We start from the raw sequence: 22,024 nt of genomic DNA on the forward strand, positions 1-22,024 counted from the left end.
GTATTTACCGGATAGGTTTACGCGAAGATGTTTGAAGTCAACGCCATCAACAACACCATCGCCGATATTAAAGCGCGTACCGACGTGCTTCGGGGGTACCTTTGACTACGATGCCAAACGCGAGCGCTTAGAAGAAGTTAGTCGCGAGCTTGAGCAGCCCGAAATCTGGAACGAGCCCGAGCGCGCCCAAGCGCTGGGTAAAGAGCGCTCCAACCTCGAAGCGGTGGTCGACACCGTCGATAAACTCGAACAAGGCTGCGAAGACGTAGCTGGCCTAGTCGAGCTAGCGGTTGAAGCTGAAGACGAAGAGACCTTCGAGGAAGCCGAAGCGGAAGCCGCCGAGCTACTCACCCAGCTAGAAGGGCTGGAGTTCCGCCGGATGTTCTCTGGCGAGATGGACGAGAGCGACTGCTACATCGATATCCAATCAGGCTCGGGCGGTACCGAGGCCCAAGATTGGGCCAGCATGATGCTGCGCATGTACCTACGTTGGTGTGAAGCCCACCAGTTTAAAGCCGAAGTGATTGAAGTCTCCGACGGTGATGTGGCCGGTATCAAGAGCGCCACCGTGCGGGTAAGCGGCGAGTATGCCTATGGCTGGCTGCGCACCGAAACTGGGGTACACCGCTTGGTACGTAAATCGCCGTTCGATTCGGGCGGGCGTCGCCACACCTCGTTTGCCTCGGCCTTTATCTATCCGGAAATCGACGACAGCATCGAGGTCGATATCGACCCCAGCGATCTGCGTATCGACGTATACCGCGCCTCGGGTGCCGGTGGTCAGCACGTAAACCGCACCGAATCGGCAGTGCGGATTACCCACTTGCCGACCAACACCGTGGTGCAGTGTCAGAACGATCGTTCTCAGCACAAGAACAAAGATCAGGCGATGAAGCAGCTTAAAGCTAAGCTGTTTGAGCTGGAGCTGCAAAAGCAGAACGCCGAGAAGCAAGCCGCCGAAGACAACAAGTCGGACATCGGATGGGGCAGCCAGATCCGCTCCTACGTATTGGACGACGCGCGCATTAAAGACCTGCGCACCGGCATTGAAAACCGCAACACCCAAGCGGTACTCGATGGCGACCTAGACAAGTTTATCGAAGCCAGCCTCAAATCAGGGCTGTAAGCTAATTTTAACCAGGACCAAACAATGACAGATCAAGTAGAGAATCAAGCCCAAGCGCAAGAAGAAGAGAACAAGCTGATTGCTGAGCGTCGCGCTAAACTGGATAAAATTCGCGAAACCTGTAAGGCCAATGGCCACCCCAATGACTTCCGTCGTGAAAACCTGGCTGCCGATCTGCAAGCCGCCCACGGCGAAAAAGAAAAAGCTGAGCTGGAAGAGCTAAACATCCAGGCGTCTATCGCTGGCCGTATTATGGCGAAGCGTGGTCCCTTCCTGGTACTGCAAGACGTAAGCGGCCGTATTCAGGCTTACGCACCGAAAGAAGTGCAAAAAGAGCTGAAGGCCATCGGTGGTCTGGATATCGGTGACATCATCGGTGTAAGCGGTGCGCTGCACAAATCGGGCAAAGGCGACCTGTACGTGAACATGGATCAGTATCAACTGCTGACCAAAGCACTGCGCCCACTGCCAGAGAAATTCCACGGCCTGACCGACCAAGAGCAGCGCTACCGCCAGCGCTACGTTGACCTTATCGTGAACGAAGAGTCGCGCGCTGCCTTCCAAATCCGCTCTAAGCTGGTTGCCGGCATTCGCCGCTTTATGGAGTCGAAAGGCTTTATGGAAGTGGAAACCCCAATGATGCAGGTGATCCCTGGTGGTGCGTCGGCGCGTCCGTTTATCACTCACCACAACGCGCTGGACCAAGAGATGTTCCTGCGTATCGCGCCAGAGCTTTACCTGAAGCGTTTGGTAGTGGGTGGCTTCGAGCGCGTATTCGAAATCAACCGTAACTTCCGTAACGAAGGTCTGTCGCCACGCCATAACCCAGAGTTCACCATGATGGAATTCTACATGGCCTACGCCGACTACAACGACCTAATGGACCTGACCGAAGAGATGCTGCGCACCGTGGCCATCGAGGTGCTGGGCAGCTCGGCCATGCCTTACGGTGACGAAACCGTTGAGTTCGGTGGTAGCTACCCACGCCTGAGCATGCTGGACGCCATCAAGCAATACAACCCAGAGCACGCCGACATCCAAGCACTGGACTACGACAAGGTACAAGACCGCGACCACATGGTAGCGATTGCCAAGTCGGTAGGCGTTGAAGTTGAGAAGTTCTGGAACTGTGGCCAGCTACTTGAAGAGATCTTCGGTGAAACCGCCGAGCCTAAGCTGATTCAGCCGACCTTTATCACCGAGTACCCTGCCGACATCAGCCCGCTAGCGCGCCGCAACGATGACACCCCGTTCATCACCGACCGCTTCGAGTTCTTTATCGGTGGCCGCGAAGTGGCCAACGGCTTCTCGGAGCTGAACGATGCAGAAGACCAAGATGCGCGCTTTAAGGCTCAGGTTGACGCCAAAGACGCCGGCGACGACGAAGCGATGTTCTACGACGCAGACTACATCACCGCACTAGAGCACGGCCTGCCACCAACCGCAGGTCAAGGTATCGGTATCGACCGTTTGGCAATGCTGTTCACCAACACCCACACCATCCGCGACGTAATCCTGTTCCCAGCGATGCGCCCACAAGGTAACTAAGCCTTAGGCTGGTGTTCCCCATCTTTCGGATGGGGTAGTGAGTTCATTAAAAGCTATCAAGTTTTGCAACTTGGTAGCTTTTTTTGTGTGTTGGTTGGTGGTGGTTTGAGTTGGTGTGGCACATATGGGGGACAGTCGTTTTGCTGTCTTTTGAAGCCCTGATAATGGAGTTGAGTTAGTCATCATTTTCTAGTTGCACACTATCAAGTGCTTTACTTACTGTGTGTGGCATCGAGGTTACGTTCAAGCTATCAATCGCTTGAGATACTGTGTCTGGCACCGGACTCACGTTCAAGCTATCAAGAGCTTTAGAGACTGTGTCTGGCACCGGGCTCACGTTCAAGCTACCAAGAGCTTTAGATACTTTGCCTGACACAGTTTCCACCTTCTCGCCTTCAAGTATGTTAGCGCTCTTTTTCTGTTTAGTGCTTGCCTTCAAACCATGATGCCCTTCTTTTGAGGCTGAACCATTACTCGAAGAGCTTTCTAACGCGTGAGTGGTACTGTGATTGGCAAATACCCTAGCTATCGAAGCTGCAAGATTATCAGCAGCCGGTGACACTGGCGAGGTAAGTGGGGACTGAGCTTTGCTTGATATTTGATGCTTGATTGCTGAAAGGATCTCGTGGGTTAATCTGTTAAAGACCATTGTTATGATTGCTTCATTCTCAGTGGAGGTATTGAGCTTTTCAAGTTCTTTGCTGAGTGCTTGCTGACCTTCATTGCTTAAATGCTCGCAGTAGCTGTAGATGCTTGCTAACACATCTTTATCAGCCTGACGTAACTGACTCTCCTCTAAAGCATCTGATTCTGCTCGATCCTTTTCATTGGTCAACTTGTCCATAAGATCTTTTGAGTCTTCAAGACTCGCTCGTGCTGATGTGAGTTCTTGCTCTAGCTGTGCGATAGTGGATTTCTGAGTGCTGATTGTCTTGTTGTTGTTGTTAACAGAGGCTTCATGGCTTGCAAGTTGCTCTTGCAGTTTGGTTCGCTCCTCACCCCAGCGGTCTAAGTCTCGATTCAGCTTCTCTCGCCAATAGTCAACGCTCGCTCTCGCTTGCTGCTCGCTAGCCTTAGATAGGCTTTTGAACTTGCTCTCTAGGCGGTCATGATTGGCACTTGTTCGCTTTTCGTCGATAAATTTGTGCTTGGCCACGTCTATGTAATGCTGCACGAAGGGGAGGGCAAAAGTATAGAGCAGCGCAGCAGCCAGCGGGCAGATAACATCTGTTGTCCATGCAAACCCACTATTTTTTACGAGCGTAATTTTCGTTGCGCTGTCGCTAAAAATGAACTCAATCACAAAAACATGGTTAATAGCCAGCCAGGCCAGTATGAACGAGCCGAGAAAGGGTGAGCGAAGTCGGTTGGCTGCAGCTTGAGTAATGGCTGAAACGAGCTCTTTCATTGCAAATCCTTGCGCGTAAGCGGTTTGGTAGTGGCGCACACTAAAGAGACGCCAACAGTATTGACGAGCTTATCATAACCGTTGGCCGCGTTTTCTGATGCCCGTCGCTTTACTGTTTATTATGCTTCAAGGTTACTTAGTGTACACAGGACATCCACCCTAAGCCCTCTATCAGAAATATTCCTATTGAGCACCATGATGAGCCAACCAAGTCGGCCTGACCCAGCGCACTGGCCAAAACTGCTACAGTTTATCCTTAGGCTTATAGGCAGGCGCATATTGCGAAGGAGTAACCATGCTAGGCGAAGACCACTCTCTGGCTCACGACTTCCCCCAGCTGGCGGGAACCATCATCAAACTCAACCAAAGCGACAGCGACTTTGCTGCTGACAACCAACGGTATACGGCATTGGATAAAGAGATCCGCGATATGGAGTTGAGCGGCTCACCGGCTAGCGACGAGCGTATGAATCAACTGAAAATCGAACGGGCCAAGCTCAAAGACGCTCTGTATAAACGGCTGGTGGATGCCACCGGCTGTTTGTAGCGGTCACTGCCCTTAGCTGCCAAGCACGCTGCTCCTAAAACTAACGGAGCAAATCGGTCTGTCCAATTTATTGCTACAGTTTAACCAGCGGCTGTCAGTCGCTGATTGGCCAATTGTGATAAAAAGGAGCAGCTATGTTAGGTGAAGTTCATTCATTGAGTAATGATTTTCCAGAGTTACAAGATGTCATCACCAGCCTAATGGAGAGTGATGAGGAGTTTGCAAAGGAGAACAAGCGATACACCGCGCTGGATAAAGAAATCCGCACTCTGGAGCTCAACAATGGGCCCATCGGCGATGAGGATATGCATCAGCTTAAGCATGACCGCGCAGTACTGAAAGATGCCTTGTATCAGCGTCTGTTAAACGCCAAAGCCTAATCCAATCCCACTGAAGCTGGCCGTTGGCTGGCTTCTGAAGATGCCCTTACACACTTTCATCCCCCTTCGTGACATCCTTCTGTTTTCTTATGTAATTGCCTCCCAGAACAACGATTTAGCCCCGGCTGTTATGGTGGTTCCCAAGCTGCAATGCTAGTATCGAACTCCGCTTCTAGTTAGTGATAGAAGCTGAAGAAAAGTAATGCATGGTTTTGAGGTAGAAATGGAAACATCAGTGACAACCCAGCAATCTCCGTCGGCTTTTGTGGTCGCATTATGGCTAACCCTAGCCTCGCTGGGCTTCAACTTATTGCAACTTGGCCTTAGCTGGCTGCTTTCGATTAACCTCTCCTCGACCAGCATGCTCTCAGCCTTTGTGCCTGCGATTATCGTCGGCTATGGGCTTGGCTATAAACATGGCGTTATCCTCAGTCGCAAAACCCGCTTACAGGGCCTTGTGCTTTGGCTAGTGCTGAGCCTGCTGCTTACCTTGAGCCTGCTGCTGCTTGGCGGCGCAACCATGGCCGAGGTGGTTGCCACCATCGATGCGCTGGGCATGATGGTGATGTTTGTGATTGCCGTGTTGGCGATGACCATTCTGCCGGCGTACTTCCTGTTTAAATACAGCGAGAAGCAAGGCATCAAGCTGCGCGAGAAAAAGCAGAAGTCGGCCAGCTAATCCCTTTCTAGATTTTTCCCATGAGGAGAGTGTTCAGTGAAAGAGTTACGCTGTTCACCTACTCATGGCATCTGTTCGATGTAGTCAGCAAGCAGACCACCGCGATTGTCGAGGCCGAGACCATCGAGCGCTTAATCGAGTACAACCATCAGCTAGCGAAAACGGTGCAGCGGGATGGCTTTCAACTTTAGCCGCCTTCTCGAGAAATCCGTTACACTGAGGGCTAGCCCTTAACACAAGGAAGTGAAATGAAACTATCGGGCCTATTACTTTGCCTGCTGACAGGCTTTGCCAGCGCCGCTGAGCGGCTGGCCACATTGGATGACGGTACTCAAGTCTGGCTGGCGGATGACTTTACCTGGCGCTTTGTAGAGGCGCCCAAGGCGGCCAATGCCGCTGCAACCATCGCTACCACAGAGCAAGGCCTGACGGTAGTGGCCGAGCCGCAAGCGCAGGCTCAAGCCCAAGCCCAAACCCAAACAACGGCCACCGCCACTGCAGCCTCTTCAGCCGTCGCCGCTGAGACTGTCGCTACCGAATCCGCACCCGTTGCCGCAACCAAGCCCCTGCTAACTGGCTGGCCGATCCAAACCGGCAGCACCGAGCCGCTGCACCTGCAAGAGGGGGATGTGGAGGTGTGGCTGAGCAACCCTACGCGAGATGGCGATAACCTGGTGTTTGATACTCGGGTGAAAAACAGTGGCCGTCAGCCGGTTATCTTAATTGATGTGGCGGTAACGGTGATGGGGCCGTCGGGTGAGAAGCTCTACAGCAAACCGCGCATAGGGGCCTGGCGTTCGATTAAGCGCATGGCCGAGACCTACCTGCGAGAGGGCCAAGAAAAGGCAGGCTTGCAACTCAGCCTGCCGGTGAAAGCGATGGACAGTTATCGCATTGAAGCCGAAATCAGTGAAGTGAAAAAACGCTAACGTATATTCACTTCAACGATGTCTTTGGCGGTCAGTGCCAGTTCCACATGCTGGCCGCTTTCCACCATCCCCTGACTTATCCGACTATTGCCGAGCATTGCAAACCACGGGCTTTGCCCTTCGATGGGCAGGCTTAGTTCCTCGCCGCGTTCCAGCGGGGTAAAGCCATGCACATGGTTTTCGGCAAACACTTCAACCTCAACCGGATTACCACTGTGTTTCATATAAGCTCGAAAGTAGCAGGCCATAGTGCTCTCCACGTGTGTTGGCTAGAGATGGCTAAAAAGTATAGATGGGCTGGATTGGCGCTATTAACAAAAAAACCGGCCTTTAGGCCGGTTTTGCGTAGCAGATCGAGTTGCGCTTACTGCGCCGCTGGCGTGTAGTGTTGCACGCTCATATCTTCCAGCGCTGGCGCGGTCACTGCCTCGCCATTGGCGTCAAACTGCTTGATGTAGTTCACCAAAGAGTCGGTGTAGAGCAGGCCGGTATGGTCGACTCGGCCATCATCGGCATACCAGATATCTCCCATGGTGTAGTAACCGTCACGCCCTTCGGCAATAAAGTCATTGGTCACCACTACGTAGGTTTTCTCCTGCTCGATTGCCTGCCAGCTTGAGCCGGCTTGCTTGGCGCGTACCTGCACGTTGCTGATCTTCTCGCCTTCATTGGCGTTCATATCCGCATCGAAGCGCAGGAAGGCGGTGGCCGGGAAGGCGCCAGTGGAGGTGCTCAGGGCGTAGTCGGCGGCTTCATTGAGAACCTTAACGATCTCGGCGCCGGTCATCTCTACGTTCACCAGCAGGTTGTCAAACGGTAGCACCTCGATGGCATCGCCGTAGGTGATGGTGCCCGGGTACATGCTGGTGCGCACGCCACCGGTGTTCTGGATGGCTAGGTCAGATAGCTTCGACATATCGGCAAAGGCTTGGGCAACCACTACGCCCATTACAGAACCGTGCTTATCGGTCACCTCGTTGTGACAGCCTGCGCCCGAGGAGTGGTGGCTGCCCGGCAAGCGCTCGTTACATAGGATGTCAGCAGCAACGCCGATCTCTTCTTTCTTGATTTCGTCCACTTCGTCGCGGAACACTTGCAGGGTCTCTTCTGCCGACTCATTTAGCGCAACAAAATCAGCTTCCGGCAGTTGCTCAGCCACGTAATCCAGCAGCTCTTGGACGATAGCATCGGAGACATAGCGGCTCATTGCGCTTTGCTCATCGCTGACTGGCGTCACGTTGGGCGCGCCGGTATCGCGGTCGTAGGTTAGGTCACCCAGCAATAGGTGAGGCTGGCCGCCACAGCTAAGGATACGAGAGTCGGTGTCGAAGCTTACTTGCAGTTCGCCCACCACCTGCGAGTTGTCCATGGCCTGAACGATACATACGTCGTCACCGCTGGCGCTTTGTACCACGGTTGGGTACTCGCCGTGCGGGTTCAGGTTGTAGTTGGCATAGTTGCTACCCAGCAGGCTGTGGCTGTCGCCGCCCACGATAACGTCAACCCCTCTTAGCTGCTTGGCCATGGCGATGTCGTTGCTGTACATGTAGTGGGTCAGCAGAACGATCTTGTCGATGCCCTTGGCTTTTAGCTCGTCGATGTAGAACTGGGCGGTGCTCACTTCATCCAAGAACACGGTGTCGCGATCGGGGCTGGATGAGCCTTGGGTTTTATCTGAAATAGTCAAACCGATCACCGCAACGTGCTCGCCGTCGATGTTGTGCAGGCTGTAGGGGGTGTACTTGCCGTAAATCGGGTTGTTGGCCGGGACTTCCACGTTGGCCGAGATCACCTGAGTGCCACAGGCGCCCAGCTCTTGGCTTGGGTCGTTCAGGTAGTCGATAAAGGTGGCCAGTTGCTCGTTGCCGTCGTCGAACTCGTGGTTGCCCAGCACGAAGCTGTCGAAGCACACTTCGTTCATCATCGCCGCGTCGGCTCTGCCCTTGGTCAGGCTGTAGTAGGGAGTACCGGTAATGGCATCGCCCGCATGCAGCTTCAGCACGTTGTTGTTGGTGCGTTCCAGTTCAGCAAACTTCTCTGCCACACGGCTGAAGCCGCCAACCTCAAATTCTGCTTCGTAGCGCTTGCCTTGGGTGTCTGGTAGGTGCAACTTGAGCTTCACTGGGTCCAGATTGGAGTGGTGATCGTTGATATGCAGAATGGTCATCTCCATACCCAGCTCACGAGGAAGCTCGGGAGAATCAGAGTCTGAATTACAGGCGCTCAAGCCGAGCAGGGAAATTAGGGCTAATGCGATGGGGCTTTTGTTCAACATCGATACTTCCATTTGTGTTGTGTACATCGGTTTCTCGATGATGGTGCCTAAACTCTGTTACTCATCAAGGTGGCTTTGGTTAAATATTTCTTAAATATCAATAGTTTATATTTTAATGCTGAAGTGGTGATGCGGGTGTGATGAGATTGCGAGCCGGGGGCCCGGCTCGCAATCTATCGAAGTGAGAGTGAGGCTATACGCCGCGAGCATTGCCAAGGCGATTAAACAGCACAAATGCAGCCCCGGATGCGGCCAGCGCTGGCACGATAGGATGAATACCAAAGGGTTTAAACCCACTATTCAGCATCCACAAGAAGCCACCTGCGCCCACCAACATGGCGCTGATCGCACCGCTGGCATTGGCCTTGGGCCAGAACAGACCAAGAATAATGGGCCAGAGGAATACCGCCTGCAACACGCCAAAGGCGCCAAGGTTGAGCCACACAATCATCTGCGGGGGATTGAGCGCCAACAGGCCGCTACCGGCGACCAGCAATAACATGGTTAGATGGCTTAAGCGGCGCTGCTGCACTTCATTGAGAGTGACAAAGCGGCCAGCCAAATCGCTGACCAAGGTGGAGCCGGTTTGCAGCAGCATGGAATCCACCGAGGACATGATCGCCGCCAAGGGGGCTGCCAACAGCAAGCCACCTAACAGCGGTGGGAACACGGTAATCATCAGTGTGGGTAGCACGTTATCTGGGCTGTCTATCTCCGGCAGGATGGCGCGGGCCAATACGCCACTAAGATGGGGCAGTAGGATCACCACCACCGAGACCATGCTGCCCAGCACCATGGCTTGCTTAAGTGCCCGGCCATCTTTAACCGCCATGGCGCGCAGAGCGGTGTGTGGCAGGCCAAGGGTACCAAAGCCCACTAACACCCAAAACGACAATAAGAACGGCCAGCTAAGGAAGTCATTGGGGCCGCGGTGGGAGAGCAGGGCTGGGTCGATTTCATGTAGCTTGGCGGTAATCGCCGACATCCCGCCGCCGTAATTGAGCACCGCGATAAACAGTGCCACGGTACCAAATACCATCACTAGCCCCTGCAGGGCATCGGTATACGATACCGCGCGAAAGCCGCCCCACAAGGTGTAGATAAGCACGGTGCTGACAAACAGCGCTAGCGCCCAGTGGTACTCGACACCGGTCATCACCGAGAGCATGCGTGCGCCGCCGGTAAACTGCACCACCACCATGCCCATAAAGGCGCCCACCAGGCTGATACCGGCGATCACCAATAAGGCCTTGCTGTGATAGCGTTGCTCGAGGATATCTAAAATGGTGACCGCTTGGTGTTGCTTGGCGAGCCGCCAGATCTTCGGGCCAATCACCCCCAGCGTTAGGATGGCCACCGGCACCTGAATCATCGCTAGCAGCACCCAGCCAAGCCCAAAGTTGTAGGCGGCTCCCGGCCCACCAATAAATGACGAGGCGCTGGTATAGGTGGTGACCAAGGCAAAGGCCAGCAGTGGTCCGCTCATAAACTGGCCGCCTAAGAAGTAACGGCGTTCAAAGCTGCCCTCGCTAGTACCACGGCTCGCGGCATAGCGAGACAAGCCCAGAGTGGCGATCAGGTATAGCAGGATTGGGGCGAGCAGGCTCCAGTTAGTCATTGCCGCGCTCCCTTAGCCAGGATGCTGCGATAAGGCAAAATGCTATTGGTGCGACAATGCATGACAGCCAGAACCACAGCGGCAAGCCGAGCCACATCGGCGCTTCGGCCAGCAGCAAGGGGCCAGCCAGCCAGACAACGACGTAGCCCAGAGTGAGCGCGATGGCGCCTAGCGCAAGTTTGGTGGGATTGATTCCATGCATCGTATTAAGCAAAACCTAATCAGCCAATTTTCGCTGCATGGTAAGCAAAGCGCGATACGCTTGCAAAGTCGATTGGGAGGGGGATTGATCTAGCGCAGACCTGAGTGGTGTCTTGGGAATTGAGAAAGCAAAAGGGCCTGTGTAAACACAGGCCCTAAATAGACTAAGTACTTACTTGCATTAGCGATCGTTATTGGTCGCAGCAATCTTATGGATACTTAAATCTGCGCCGCGGTATTCATCTTCATCACTTAGGCGCAGGCCGCTGATCTTGGCGATAATTCCGTAGACAATCACACCGCCCACCAAGGCCACCACGATGCCCGCGATAGTCCCTAGCAGTTGCGCCATAAAGCTTACGCCACCTAAGCCGCCAAAGGCTTGCTGACCGAAGATACCAGCAGCCACACCGCCCCAAGCACCACATAAGCCATGTAGGGGCCACACACCTAGTACATCATCGATGCGCTTGCTGCGTTGCAGCCAAGTGAACAGCAGCACAAACAGGCCGCCCGCCACTGCGCCGACAAACAGCGCACCAAGGGGGTGGAATAAGTCTGAACCGGCACATACTGCCACTAAGCCAGCCAATGGACCGTTGTGGATAAAGCCCGGGTCATTCTTACCTGCCAGCAGCGCCGCGATGGTGCCGCCTACCATGGCCATCAGAGTGTTAACTGCCACCAGACCACTGATGCCGTCCATGGTCTGCGCCGACATTACGTTAAAGCCAAACCAGCCAACGGTCAGGATCCACGCGCCTAGCGCCAAAAAGGGAATGTTAGAAGGTGCGAAGGCGATACCGGGCTTGCGGCCTTGGCGCTGACCAAGTACCACGATGGCCACTAGCGCCAGCCAGCCGCCCATCGCGTGAACTACTACCGAGCCGGCGAAGTCATGGAACTCGGCGCCGGTGGTTGCGGCCAGCCAGTCTTGGAAGCCGAAGTTGCCATTCCACACAATGCCTTCAAACAGCGGGTAGACAAAGGCCACTAACAGCGAAGAGGCCAGCAGGAAGGGACCAAACTTGGCGCGCTCAGCGATACCGCCGGAGATGATCGCCGGGATGGCGGCGGCAAAGGTCAGTAGGAAGAAGAACTTCACTAGCTCGTAGCCATTGTTGGCCACTAGTGCGTCGGCACTGGCAAAGAAGTGATTGCCGTAAGCGATTTGATAGCCAATCACAAAGTAGGCGACGGCTGAGAAGCCGAAGTCGGTGATGATCTTCACTAGCGCATTGACCTGGTTTTTGTGGCGGACGGTACCGACCTCCAAAAAGGCAAACCCGGCATGCATGGCCAAAACCATGATCGCGCCCAGTAGAATAAACAAGGTGTTGGCACTTTGGCTCAAGCTGTCGATGGCAGCACTGATGTTGGTGTCCATGGTAAGTTGAAATCTCCCTATAAGTATTAAATTGGTGCAGGTCTTTGCACTAAAATTGCAATTAGCGTGCCTTGATGCTCCAAAATGGCGCTCTCTTGTGGTGCGGCCTTGCCAGTAAAGGGATTTAACGTCTAATTAACATCCTGAAAAGATTAAATAAGTGCTAACAATGACCCAGGTTGATGATGTTGCGCGCGATATTGGTGCATTTTGATTCATCTTGGTGCGATGAAGGCATTTAGACGGTCTGCTCTGAGGGATTGGGTTTATTGGCGCAAATGGCTAGACTTGAGGCAAGCAAGCGTAAGCGGCTACTAAGCCCAAACGAAACAGTAAGATAAGTTAAACAGTACGATAAGTTGGAAGATGCTATGAAATGGATTTTGCTCATTGTGGTTGCGGCGATTGCTGCAGTGGTTGGCTATATGACCTGGACCAATAGCCGGGTACCTGCCGGGCTTGGTGTGCAGCAAGGGCGTTTGGCGCCATTGCCGTCTTCACCCAATGGGGTATCAAGCTTTGCCAGCGACCCCAGCAAGCAGGTCGCAGCGCTGCCGTTTAAAGAGGACCTACAACAGTCGATGTTGGCGGCATTGGCCAGTCTGGCTGCACTGGGAAACAATGAGACGGTAACCCGCGACAGCGACTACCTACATGCGGTGTTTGTTAGCGAGCAGATGCGCTATCGCGACGACTTTGAGTTGTACTTCGATGAAGCGCAGGGCGTGGTGCACCTGCGCTCGCAATCGCGTGTTGGTCATTCGGACATGGGGGTTAACCGTGCCCGTTACGAGGCCTTTGCTGAAGCCTACTTGTCACGCTAGGCTGGCTATCAGCACTTATTAGTAATTGATCAGCATGGGCTCGGCGACCTGCCGGGCCTTGTCTTTGCCCAGTAACTGCTCAACCAGCGCCAAGGCGAACTCCATAGCGGTACCGGGACCTTGCGAGGTAATAAGCTTGGCGCTGCCATCATTAACCACCGCTTGGGTGCTTAGCTGCTCGCTCGGCACTGCGCCTAAGCTGCCGGGATAGCCGGTAATGGTGGCGCTGCCCAGCAAGTCATGGCTGGCCAACACAAAGCCCGGGGCTGCACAGATGGCACCTAACCACTGCTCGCTTGGCCGTGCTTGCAGCGCGGCAATCAGCCCGGGGTGATCGCGCAGGTTCTCCACCCCGGGGAGGCCGCCGGGCAGGACCAGCATCTGATAACTGGCTGGCTCGACCTTACTCCACGGATAGTCGGCTTCCAGCTTTACGCCCCGCGATGCGGTTACCGACAAGCTGTCATCGGCGTTGATGCTAACCACATCCACCTCGATCTCAGCTCGTCTGAGTACATCGATAACTGTTACCGCTTCAATCTCTTCACAACCCTGAGCCAGGGCAACCATTACTTTAGACATAGGTAGCTTCCCTCTCCTTGATCGCTGAATACAGCGCTTGATGACTCGCAATTGTCAGGCCCTGCTGTGCGGCCTGCTTGAGCAAGAACCCGGTGATATGCTCGATCTCCGTCGGGCGTTGCTTGTGTAAATCTTGATGCATAGAGCTGAAGTTGTCAGCCGTCATTTCGGCCACTTGTTTGACCTGCGTTAGGGTTTGCGCAGATGTCAGTTCTACCCCGCAAGCATTGGCAACTTGGCAGAACTCCTGACATAGCTTCTCGAGCTGTTGTTCAAAACGCGGTGCGAGCAGTGCGCCATTGCGGATATCGTAAAGTGCGGTGAGTGGATTTATGCAGCAGTTCACGGCCAGCTTGCGCCACAGCGCAGCCTCGATTTGTCCATCCCAGCTTGCACCAAGGGCTTCAGCCATCGGTGCGAAATGCGCTGGCACATCAGGCGCCCCAGCGTTGCCGATGATGATTTTGCCGATGCCGGTGTGGCGGACTTGCTTTCCGCTAACGCCAGAGCCGTTTTCTAGAAGCGAGCCGTGGCTATTGCTGCCAAGCCATAGTGGGCGCTCGCTCCAGCTTAGCGGCAGGGATTGCTCTGCGCCCATGCCATTGACTAGTAACACCGCTTGGCAGTGCTCCGGCAGTGCCAACCCTTGGGTTGCTTGAGCCACTTGGTAGGCCTTAACGCAGACTAGCAGGTAGTCTGCATCGGCAATGCTTGGACGCTGCAAGAACTCGAAGCGTTGGGTCTGGGCCTGCGGGTCAACAAAGTCGAGAGTCAGGGTTGTGGGCTGAGCCAGTCGTTGGTCGACAAAGCAGACGCGGGCACCAGCAAGTGCCAACTTCGCAGCGCACAGACTACCGACAGCGCCAGCGCCGATAATTGCGATAGAAGGGGGAGTATGGAGATCGTTCATAGCCGCACTTTAGCAGAGTTTATTGGTAGAGTTCATTAGCACTGCACGAGAGCGTTTCAGGCCGGAACAAGGCGCTTGTCGCGTTTGAGTAAAACTTGAACTCGAAAGATGGGTGGCGGCTATGTATAATCGCCGCCCTTTGATTTTTCCCATTATTTGTTTTCCATTAACCGTTGAAGTGAGTTCGCCATGTCGAAAATGTTTTATAAAGGCCGGATTGAGACCAGAAAAAGCTATGTCGGCACCGGCTACAACGTTAACCGCGAAGTCAAAGCGGGCACTGCAGAAGCGCCACTGACCGTTCGCGTGGCCAGCGAGCAACGTAAAGCTGAGCTTGCCGAGTTGGCCGCTGAGCATGAGCTGGTGGCCAACATCGAAGTGGATGCGAATCAGCCAGAGTACACCGTCGAGCTGGATACCGTGATCAGCCAGCCTCAAACCGTGACGCTGGCGAAAACCCCGGGCCGTAACGACCCATGTAGCTGTGGTAGCGGTAAAAAATACAAGAAGTGCTGCGGCTAAGCACCCGCGGACTCGCTGCTTTTTTCAGGCTGCCACGGCCAACGGCCTTCCACTTCAAGGTGCAAGGTCATACTCAAGAAGCCGCGGATAACAATGATCAGCGCCAACACACCCACATCTTCCAGTGAGTTGGCCACCACCACCGTGCGAATGATGTCGCCGGCAATCAAGAACTCCAGACCGAGTATGATTGAGCGGCCCAAATCTCTTCGGTATTGCTTGTAGGCAATCTCTTTAGTCTGCTTGAAGTAGGTTTTGATAAAGGTGGTGGTGGTAGCTATCGAGCCGATGATCACCACCAATACGCCAAAGGCCTCGATTGCATAGCCTGCCACAGAGATCAGGCTTTTAAACTCCGCTTCCATCTTGTCCCCTGAATCAACAACGCTGATGATTAGTGATAGATAAGTTATCACATCCATCACGTGGGCAACGCGCTTTAGGTCACGCCAGCTGGCTTGTCTTATTCTGACAAGCGCAGTTTTAAGGATTGATAGATGGGGTTGATCTTGGCTTTAGCGACGTCGTCGGATTCGAGGCTGAGGATTTTCAGATAGCTCTCAATCATCGAATGCTCTAGCTGATCGAGTAGCTGATAGGACATAGACCAGGAAGGAAAGCGGCGATAGGCAATGGGCCCTTTATGCACCAGTGTCACATTAACATGCCGGGGGTCTTGCTCGATGCGCTGATAAAGGGCGGTTACTTCTGCTGCTGGGCCTTCCAGCTCCTGAAGGAAGTGTTTGCCTGCGCTGATCAACAGGCCGGTTAGCTGGTGGCTAAGGTTGTGTTCGCGGGCTTTTACCAGCAACTCGCTTATCTCTATTTCAGACAAGGCCTTGGCTTGCTGGCTTACGTAGATTAGTCGGATCATCCATTCTTCCTGATAGTTCTGTCGTTGTTAAGTAAAGTGGCTGCTTGAGAATTTCGCAAGCGGGTCAATGTGTTGGCATGGCAATGCTAAGGACTGTTATGATGGCCGGCACCCCAATTAATCATTATCCAGGAGCTGTAATGCCATCCTTTGATATCGTTTCTGAAGTAGAAGTCAGTGAAATTCGCAACGCTTGCGAGAATGCCAACCGCGAGCTGGCCACCCGCTTTGATTTCCGTAATGTGGAAGCGGAGTTTGAGCTAGGCGAAGAGCTGATCAAGATGACCGCGGAAGCGGATTTTCAACTGCAACAGATGCTGGATATCCTGCGCAACAATCTTGTGAAGCGTAAAATCGACACCCGCTCCATCGACCTTGCTGATGTAGAGCATCGCGGCAAGCTGTTCTCGCAAGTGGTGAGCTTTAAAGTCGGCATCGATCAGCCCACCGCCAAGAAGCTGGTTAAGCTAATCAAAGAGAGCAAGATCAAGGTGCAAACCGCGATTCAGGGCGACCAGCTGCGAGTAACCGGCAAAAAGCGCGATGATCTGCAGCAGGTAATGGCCTTGGTGCGCGAGAGCGATATGGAGCAGCCGTTCCAGTTTAATAACTTCCGCGATTAAGCGGCCGGTGGGGCAAGCTATTACGCTAAGCCAGCAAGCTAAACCTTCAAGCTCAGCCATTAAAAACAGGCCCGCTCAGTTAAGAGCGGGTTTGTTGTTTTAGCAGGTCATCAAAGGCGTGTCTGAGTCGCCAAAGTAGTACCAGGCTCGGCACCACCATCACCGCGGTGATAGCAAAGAACACCGACCAGGCATCAAACCAGTCGCTCTGCATATGCCGGTGGTAAAAACCTAACAGCCACTCTGTCCAGCCCGCCTCGAAGCGGGTGTTTAGGTCGTTTAAGCCGCGCTGCAGTGGCATAGAGTCCAGCCAATCCACCAGAGCGCCACTGAACGAGGCCAGAGTCGTGCGCCCCAGATTCCCCAGCGATGCCAACAGCGCATATTGGGTGGCCGAGAAGGCCTGACCGGTGAGCAGGGAGAGGAAGGAGACAAAGGCCACCGAGGCAAAGGCCGAGGTGAAGTTGTCGACCACAATAGCGGCCAACAGCAGATCGGTGTTCGGGCCGGCAACCGCAATCCACGAGAACATTAAGTTAGACACCGACATCGCCACCCCGCCAATAAACAGCCCCTTAATAATGCCGAAGCGGGCGTTGATGGCGCTGCTGACAAAGGTAAAGCTCAGGGTTGCGCCCCAGCCAATCAGCTTGGAGTAGTGGCCGATCTCTTCGTTGCTAAAGCCTATCTGGCGGTAGAAGGTGACCGACATTCGCCCCAAAAAGGCTTGGCCGATATTAAATAGGAAGACAAACAGCAGGATGCTGACGGCAATACTGCCTTGATTGCGGCGGAAGAACTCGGCGAAGGGTTCCACCAAGGTGACATACAGCCAGGTAAACATCGAGGAGTGCTGACGCTGCTGGCGTTGGGCGGCCTTTTGCTGCAGGGCATCGCGGTCGGTATGTGGCTCGCGCGCCAACAAGGTAAACAGCATACACAGCAACACAAAGCCCGCCATGCCTAAGTACACCGTGTTCCAACCCTGTGCATCGGCATTGATAAAGGCCAGGTAGCCGGGCACCGAGTAGCCGGTCCACCATCCCATGACTGCCATGGCGGAGGCTTGCGGTAGCTTGTGCTGCTCGCCTTGGGAGAAGCTGTCGATCCGAAAAGCGTCGATGGCCACATCTTGGGTGGCCGAGGCGGTGGTGATCCCCAGCGCGAGTAGGGCAATCATTAGCAGGTGCTCGCTCGGTTGCAGTTGGGTAATCGCCAGCGTACACGCCAAGATGCACAGCTGACAGAGCAAGATCCAGCTACGTCTTTGCCCTAGCCGGGCGTACAGCCAAGGCAGCTTGACCCTATCTAATAGGGGGGCCCAGATAAAGTTCAGGGCGTACACCACAAAGATTGAGCCAAACAAACCGATGCTAGTGCGGGTAAAGCCGGCATCGGTCAGCCAGCCAGTCATATTGGAGCCGACTAAGGTCCAGGGAAAACCGCTGGCACAGCCCAGCATAAACACCCACGCCAATCGTTTATCCCAATACGAGGCAAGGGTTGCTCTCCAGCTACTGGCTGAATCCATGTTAGCCATGCGCGGGCTTATTCGTCAGCGGTGACGGCGTCGAGGCGGATAACCTGTTCGATGATCACTTTTTGCTGAGGAACATTGGCCATGCCCGGGAGCGGACCGTTCTTGGTTGGCTGCTTAACGATGATGTCAACGATCTCCATGCCCTTGGTGACTTCACCAAACACGGCATAACCGGCGCGGCGCTTTGAGCCGTCCAGGTGGGCATTGTCGACCACATTGATAAAGAACTGGCGGGTTGCCGAGTTAGGATCGTTGGTGCGGGCCATGGCGATAGAGCCGCGGGTGTTACTCAGGCCATTGGATGACTCGTTCTCGATTGGTGGGTAACTCGGCAGGTTCTCATAATCGGCGGTGTAGCCACCGGCTTGCGCCATAAAACTTGGGATGACTCGGTGGAACAGGCTACCGCTGTAGCTGCCATCGTCCACGTAGCGCAGGAAGTTGGCCACGGTCTTCGGTGCGTTCTCAGCGTCGAGGGTGATTTCAAAGCTGCCCAAGTTGGTGTCGACCTGAACGACTTGCGCATGCGAGAGCTGGCTGAAGGAGAGCAGGCCCAAGGCCAAAGAGAGGATTTTTATAAGGGATGACTTCATTGTTCATTCTCCAAGACTTCAAAAAACTGGGGATCGTTGGCGATCTGGGTAAGTAACTCCGAGAGCTGGGCGCTGAGGTATTCCTCTTGGCGCTCCAGGCTTAGGCGCAGCGGACCTTCGTTGTTGTGCACCGAGCGGTACTGTTTGGCCAGACTGCGCTTGGGGGTTTCCAGCGAGACTTTCAGGCGCATGGTGGATTCCACCTGATGCTTAAGGCTGCTTTGCTCGGCAGTAGCCACTAGCTCGAGGATATCAACCTGAAGCTTAAAAGGGGAGTCGGTCACAAAGCCCAAGCCTTGTTGTTGCCAGGCTTGCTTGAGTTGCTGCTCGATGTCTAGGCGCAGGTTGCTGGCACTGGCGAGTAGCTCGGCTTGTTCCTGTCCGTCGCGATGAATACTCAGTAGGTAGCGATGGTTGCGCAGATCCGCCGAGTTTAGTGCGGCGATCAGCGACGCTTTCTCGCCTTCTGCCTGCTGGACAGTAACTTCGGGTGATAGCTGCAGCTGCGGGGGCGGGGTAGAAGAGCAAGCCATCAAAGAGCCGGCGCAGCAAAGGGCTGCCAGCCAGCGTAGCGCTGGTTTCATAGGTAAACTCCGTGTTAACGCTTGTTCGCTACAAGCACGACAAATTTGTTGTTAGTCGCAAGCACCTGAAAACCACCGAATAATCGTTTCAATAGCGGTGCATAGGGCAGGTGGCGATTGGCGACGACCACTAGCTTACCTGCTTTTTTCAGGCAGCGCTTGGCATCTTTAAACATTTGCTCAGCGATGTGGGTCGACACGGTATTTTGCTGATGAAACGGCGGGTTACATAGCACTAACTGGGCCGAATCTGAGGCTTGCTGCTCTAGGCAGTTGTCGCTGCTAAAGTGGCAGCGGGCCAGCGCCTGCGGGTCGTTGTTGGTCACATTGTTGCGCGCAGATGCCACCGCCATAAACGACTCATCGACAAAGCGCACCTCGGCATCTGGGTAGTGTTTAAGTGCTGCAAGGCCCAGTAAGCCGTTGCCACAGCCAAGGTCGATGACCGAATCCACCGGTTCTTGGGGGAAGTTATCCAATAAAAAGCGGGTGCCGATATCGAACTTGCCCAAGCAGAACACGTTGGCGTGGTCGCTCAGCTGCCAGTTGTGTTCATTGAGCTGCCAGTTCAGTGGGTAGGGTTGTTCGCTTTGCATGCCTTGATACTCGGCAAATACCAGCCGAGCTTTTTTTTGCGCCAGCGAGGTGCTGACCTCGCCGATGTGCTTCTCCAGCAGGCCAAAGGCACTTTTAACCAGCGCTTTTAACATGGCTCCTACCACCAGTTTTTGGCCGGGTTGCAACACCTGCTGCAGGCAAATTAGTTGCTGCTCGAAGAAGGCGAGGTTTTTGGGCAGGCGCATCAGCACCAGCTCGGCAGCAGGGTAGGGCTGAAGGCTATCGGCAAACTGGACCCGCTGAGAAGGCAGCTCATTAGCCGCCAAGTTTTGCTCCAACGCGCGCTTAGCGATTTCGGAGTCGCTGATTGAGACAATCTCGCTCTCGGTGAAGGCGGGGTGGGCTGCTAGCGCGCAGGCCAGTGCGCCAAATTCATCATTGATCACGAGCACTCGCGCGACGGGCTCGGGCTGTTCGAAGGCATGCTGGAGCAGCAGTAAGTCGGCACCGTTCCATGCTTGCAGGGACTTATCGTGGTTATCGGGGTAGCGACTCAGAGTCAGGCTTAGATCTGCAATCTCAAGGGTGCCGGTGTTGCTCATGCTATTGGTTTAACTCGCGGGTAGGGGAACATCGGGAGTGTAGCGAAACGACCTCGGCTTGCAAGGGAATTCAGCGCGCTTATGGTAGGCTAGCCGGGTGTCTTCTCAAATCAGGTAAGCAACGCAATGCCCTGTTCCTATTCGATTGGCCAAGCCGCTGAACTCACCGAGGTTTCGGTGGATACCCTCAGGTTTTATGAGAAGAAGGGTCTGATGCTCAAGCTTCAGCGCGCCAGTTCTGGTCATCGGCGTTACAGCCAACAGGATATCGAGTGGCTGCGCTTTGTGCTGTGCTTGAAATCCACCGGGATGCCGCTGGAAGCGATTAAACGTTACCGCGATTTGCTGGAACAGGGTAAAGAGAGTGAGTTAGAGCGTTTGCAGATCTTGCAAAGCCACCGCGAGCAGACCCAGTTACAGATCCAGCAGCTAGAGGCAAACTTGGCCCATGTGGAGCGCAAGATTGCCTTTTATACCGAAGAGCTGGGACAGCAGTTTGTGAGTACTGAGTAAGTAGGCAAGCGCTAGAAGCTCAGCACTTGCCTGCGGTTTTTGGCATCTACTAGTCGCTAGCTGCAGTGATTAGCGCTAGGTCCTGCTCATCGAGTTCAATCGCTGCGCCACCAACTACGCCATTTACCTGCTCGGGAGAGCGCATTCCAACAATCGCTGCGGTTACGGCTTGATGCTTCAGCACCCAAGCGATGCTAACCTCTGCGGCACTTACGCCATGTTTGGCTCCCACCGCTTTCAGTGCCTCGACGATGGCCAGGTTACGGCTTAGCTTGGGCTCTTGAAACTCGTCGCTGCCGCGGCGCCAGTCATCCTCGGCGAGATTGGCAATACGCTCGCGGGTCATCTTGCCGGTAAGCAAGCCGGAGCCCATCGGCGAGTAGCAGATCACGCCGATATCGTTGTCCTGGCAATAGGGTAGCTGGGCCTGTTCGCACTCGCGGTTGATCAGACTGTAGTTGGGTTGCAGGCTATTCACAGGGGCTATGGCCGCGAGTTTGTCCATCTGCTCGACCGAATGATTGGATACGCCCAAGTAGCGGATCTTGCCCTCTTGTTGCAAAGCACGCATGGTCTCCCAGCCTTCTTCGATTTGCGCTTCCGGGTTCGGCCAGTGGATCTGGTAGAGGTCGATGGCCTCGACACCTAAACGCTTGAGGCTGTTTTCAAGCTCTTCTCGTACGCTGGCTGCGCTCAAATCTGGGGTGATGTTTTGCTTATCGTCCCAGCGAAAACAGCACTTGGTGAAAATCAGAGGCTTCTCACTCATGCCCTTGATGGCTTGGCCTACTACCTGTTCACTATGGCCCAAGCCATATACCGGGGCGGTATCAATCCAGTTTACGCCTTTGGACAGGGCGTGGTGAATGGTGGCGATCGAGTCTTTGTCTTGTTGCTGGCCCCAGCCGAACTCCCATTTGCCACCCATCGCCCATGCACCGATACCGATCCGTGAGATGTTCAGTGACGTATTCCCCAGTTGCTTAGTGTTCATGTGTCTTTTCCTTATCAACGAAGCATATGGATGGAGTGTAAAAGCTGGAGTTAACTCCAGGTCAAGCCTTGCGTGATCGTTGTAGCAACTGGCTGGGTGATGGCAGGTGATGCTGGCCGCGATTGCGTACAGCAAGCTCGCGCTAACGCAATGGCTGAAAGGAAGCGTGATTTGGCTCGGTCTATAGTTACAGGTAGTTGAACGGCT

The 22,024-nt window shown here is 54.3% G+C and carries 26 protein-coding genes; 11 read left to right on the forward strand and 15 right to left on the reverse strand.

The window, feature by feature from the left end:
- Positions 1-27: 27 nt before the first annotated feature.
- Positions 28-1,126 (forward strand): peptide chain release factor 2 gene (prfB, locus tag G461_RS25010; protein ID WP_157360379.1). Its coding sequence is split into 2 segments (ribosomal slippage): positions 28-102 and positions 104-1,126, totalling 1,098 coding nucleotides; the frame shifts between segments, so codons are not numbered across the junction.
- A 24-nt stretch (positions 1,127-1,150) separates the two neighbouring features.
- Complete coding sequence (gene lysS / locus G461_RS0120155) at positions 1,151-2,674, forward strand: lysine--tRNA ligase (protein WP_026973197.1); 1,524 nt, start codon at positions 1,151-1,153, stop codon at positions 2,672-2,674.
- A 175-nt stretch (positions 2,675-2,849) separates the two neighbouring features.
- Here the strand turns inward: lysS and G461_RS0120160 are convergent, their stop codons facing one another.
- A complete protein-coding gene (locus G461_RS0120160) occupies positions 2,850-4,082 on the reverse strand; it encodes a hypothetical protein (RefSeq protein WP_026973198.1) in 1,233 nt (410 codons plus the stop codon).
- 295 nt (positions 4,083-4,377) lie between these two features.
- Between G461_RS0120160 and G461_RS0120165 the strand changes: the two genes are divergently transcribed.
- The 5 genes from G461_RS0120165 (at position 4,378) to G461_RS0120185 (ending at position 6,617) form a co-directional block, all read left to right on the forward strand.
- Entirely contained in the window at positions 4,378-4,629 is a 252-nt protein-coding gene (locus tag G461_RS0120165) for an HP1242/YdcH family protein (RefSeq protein ID WP_026973199.1), read from the forward strand.
- Positions 4,630-4,763: 134 nt separating this feature from the next.
- Positions 4,764-5,009 (forward strand): HP1242/YdcH family protein, encoded by a 246-nt coding sequence (locus G461_RS0120170; RefSeq protein WP_026973200.1) that lies wholly within the window; start codon positions 4,764-4,766, stop codon positions 5,007-5,009.
- A 235-nt stretch (positions 5,010-5,244) separates the two neighbouring features.
- The gene (locus G461_RS0120175; protein ID WP_026973201.1) at positions 5,245-5,688 is read left to right on the forward strand and encodes an ABZJ_00895 family protein; all 444 of its coding nucleotides are present in this window, start codon (positions 5,245-5,247) and stop codon (positions 5,686-5,688) included.
- A 29-nt stretch (positions 5,689-5,717) separates the two neighbouring features.
- Positions 5,718-5,879 carry a hypothetical protein gene (locus tag G461_RS26185; RefSeq protein WP_157360380.1) on the forward strand — a complete coding sequence of 54 codons (162 nt, stop codon included), beginning with the start codon at positions 5,718-5,720 and terminating at the stop codon, positions 5,877-5,879.
- Positions 5,880-5,936: 57 nt separating this feature from the next.
- A complete protein-coding gene (locus tag G461_RS0120185; RefSeq protein ID WP_026973202.1) occupies positions 5,937-6,617 on the forward strand; it encodes a DUF3157 family protein in 681 nt (226 codons plus the stop codon).
- On the opposite strand, the gene G461_RS0120190 is transcribed toward G461_RS0120185, so the two are convergent.
- From G461_RS0120190 to G461_RS0120210, 5 genes are all read right to left on the reverse strand, one after another.
- Positions 6,614-6,841 carry a hypothetical protein gene (locus G461_RS0120190; RefSeq protein WP_157360381.1) on the reverse strand — a complete coding sequence of 76 codons (228 nt, stop codon included), beginning with the start codon at positions 6,839-6,841 and terminating at the stop codon, positions 6,614-6,616. The genes G461_RS0120185 and G461_RS0120190 overlap by 4 nt on opposite strands.
- Before the next feature lie 140 nt (positions 6,842-6,981).
- Positions 6,982-8,919, reverse strand: a complete 1,938-nt coding sequence (locus tag G461_RS0120195; protein ID WP_084429415.1) for a 5'-nucleotidase C-terminal domain-containing protein — start codon at positions 8,917-8,919, stop codon at positions 6,982-6,984.
- A gap of 166 nt (positions 8,920-9,085) precedes the next feature.
- On the reverse strand, positions 9,086-10,510 hold the full coding sequence (gene panF, locus G461_RS0120200) for a sodium/pantothenate symporter (RefSeq protein ID WP_026973205.1): 1,425 nt from the start codon (positions 10,508-10,510) through the stop codon (positions 9,086-9,088).
- Positions 10,503-10,712 (reverse strand): DUF997 family protein, encoded by a 210-nt coding sequence (locus G461_RS0120205; protein WP_026973206.1) that lies wholly within the window; start codon positions 10,710-10,712, stop codon positions 10,503-10,505. The genes panF and G461_RS0120205 overlap by 8 nt, the downstream gene beginning before the upstream one ends.
- A gap of 180 nt (positions 10,713-10,892) precedes the next feature.
- Positions 10,893-12,098 carry an ammonium transporter gene (locus G461_RS0120210; RefSeq protein WP_026973207.1) on the reverse strand — a complete coding sequence of 402 codons (1,206 nt, stop codon included), beginning with the start codon at positions 12,096-12,098 and terminating at the stop codon, positions 10,893-10,895.
- Positions 12,099-12,469: 371 nt separating this feature from the next.
- Here G461_RS0120210 and G461_RS0120215 point away from each other — a divergent pair, with 371 nt between their 5' ends.
- Entirely contained in the window at positions 12,470-12,922 is a 453-nt protein-coding gene (locus G461_RS0120215; RefSeq protein ID WP_026973208.1) for a DUF1499 domain-containing protein, read from the forward strand.
- 18 nt (positions 12,923-12,940) lie between these two features.
- On the opposite strand, the gene G461_RS0120220 is transcribed toward G461_RS0120215, so the two are convergent.
- Entirely contained in the window at positions 12,941-13,504 is a 564-nt protein-coding gene (locus G461_RS0120220; RefSeq protein WP_026973209.1) for a DJ-1 family glyoxalase III, read from the reverse strand.
- On the reverse strand, positions 13,497-14,414 hold the full coding sequence (locus G461_RS0120225) for a ketopantoate reductase family protein (RefSeq protein ID WP_026973210.1): 918 nt from the start codon (positions 14,412-14,414) through the stop codon (positions 13,497-13,499). Before G461_RS0120225 ends, G461_RS0120220 begins: the two co-directional genes overlap by 8 nt.
- A 189-nt stretch (positions 14,415-14,603) precedes the next feature.
- Between G461_RS0120225 and G461_RS0120230 the strand changes: the two genes are divergently transcribed.
- The gene (locus G461_RS0120230) at positions 14,604-14,936 is read left to right on the forward strand and encodes a PBPRA1643 family SWIM/SEC-C metal-binding motif protein (RefSeq protein ID WP_026973211.1); all 333 of its coding nucleotides are present in this window, start codon (positions 14,604-14,606) and stop codon (positions 14,934-14,936) included.
- On the opposite strand, the gene G461_RS0120235 is transcribed toward G461_RS0120230, so the two are convergent.
- Together G461_RS0120235 and G461_RS25015 are read right to left on the reverse strand one after the other, a co-directional pair.
- Entirely contained in the window at positions 14,933-15,301 is a 369-nt protein-coding gene (locus G461_RS0120235; RefSeq protein WP_026973212.1) for a DUF1622 domain-containing protein, read from the reverse strand. The genes G461_RS0120230 and G461_RS0120235 overlap by 4 nt on opposite strands.
- A gap of 98 nt (positions 15,302-15,399) precedes the next feature.
- Positions 15,400-15,810, reverse strand: coding sequence for a BLUF domain-containing protein (locus tag G461_RS25015; RefSeq protein WP_051333728.1), 411 nt, complete (start codon positions 15,808-15,810; stop codon positions 15,400-15,402).
- A gap of 140 nt (positions 15,811-15,950) precedes the next feature.
- Between G461_RS25015 and G461_RS0120245 the strand changes: the two genes are divergently transcribed.
- Positions 15,951-16,433, forward strand: a complete 483-nt coding sequence (locus tag G461_RS0120245) for a YajQ family cyclic di-GMP-binding protein (protein ID WP_026959256.1) — start codon at positions 15,951-15,953, stop codon at positions 16,431-16,433.
- Positions 16,434-16,512: 79 nt separating this feature from the next.
- On the opposite strand, the gene G461_RS0120250 is transcribed toward G461_RS0120245, so the two are convergent.
- Genes G461_RS0120250 through G461_RS0120265 form a run of 4 tightly spaced genes read right to left on the reverse strand, consistent with a single transcriptional unit; the run spans position 16,513 to position 20,310 of the window.
- On the reverse strand, positions 16,513-17,964 hold the full coding sequence (locus tag G461_RS0120250; protein WP_211236304.1) for an AmpG family muropeptide MFS transporter: 1,452 nt from the start codon (positions 17,962-17,964) through the stop codon (positions 16,513-16,515).
- A gap of 17 nt (positions 17,965-17,981) precedes the next feature.
- Positions 17,982-18,566 (reverse strand): peptidylprolyl isomerase, encoded by a 585-nt coding sequence (locus G461_RS0120255; protein WP_026973214.1) that lies wholly within the window; start codon positions 18,564-18,566, stop codon positions 17,982-17,984.
- A complete protein-coding gene (locus tag G461_RS0120260; RefSeq protein ID WP_026973215.1) occupies positions 18,563-19,150 on the reverse strand; it encodes a YajG family lipoprotein in 588 nt (195 codons plus the stop codon). Before G461_RS0120260 ends, G461_RS0120255 begins: the two co-directional genes overlap by 4 nt.
- Before the next feature lie 14 nt (positions 19,151-19,164).
- Positions 19,165-20,310, reverse strand: coding sequence for a methyltransferase (locus G461_RS0120265; protein ID WP_026973216.1), 1,146 nt, complete (start codon positions 20,308-20,310; stop codon positions 19,165-19,167).
- A 126-nt stretch (positions 20,311-20,436) separates the two neighbouring features.
- Here G461_RS0120265 and G461_RS25020 point away from each other — a divergent pair, with 126 nt between their 5' ends.
- Positions 20,437-20,823, forward strand: a complete 387-nt coding sequence (locus tag G461_RS25020) for a MerR family transcriptional regulator (RefSeq protein WP_035480927.1) — start codon at positions 20,437-20,439, stop codon at positions 20,821-20,823.
- A gap of 49 nt (positions 20,824-20,872) precedes the next feature.
- Here the strand turns inward: G461_RS25020 and G461_RS0120275 are convergent, their stop codons facing one another.
- On the reverse strand, positions 20,873-21,817 hold the full coding sequence (locus tag G461_RS0120275; RefSeq protein ID WP_026973217.1) for an aldo/keto reductase: 945 nt from the start codon (positions 21,815-21,817) through the stop codon (positions 20,873-20,875).
- Between the last annotated feature and the right edge of the window lie 207 nt (positions 21,818-22,024).

Origin of the sequence: Aliagarivorans marinus DSM 23064, assembly GCF_000429485.1 — a bacterium.
GTDB lineage: Bacteria > Pseudomonadota > Gammaproteobacteria > Enterobacterales > Celerinatantimonadaceae > Aliagarivorans > Aliagarivorans marinus.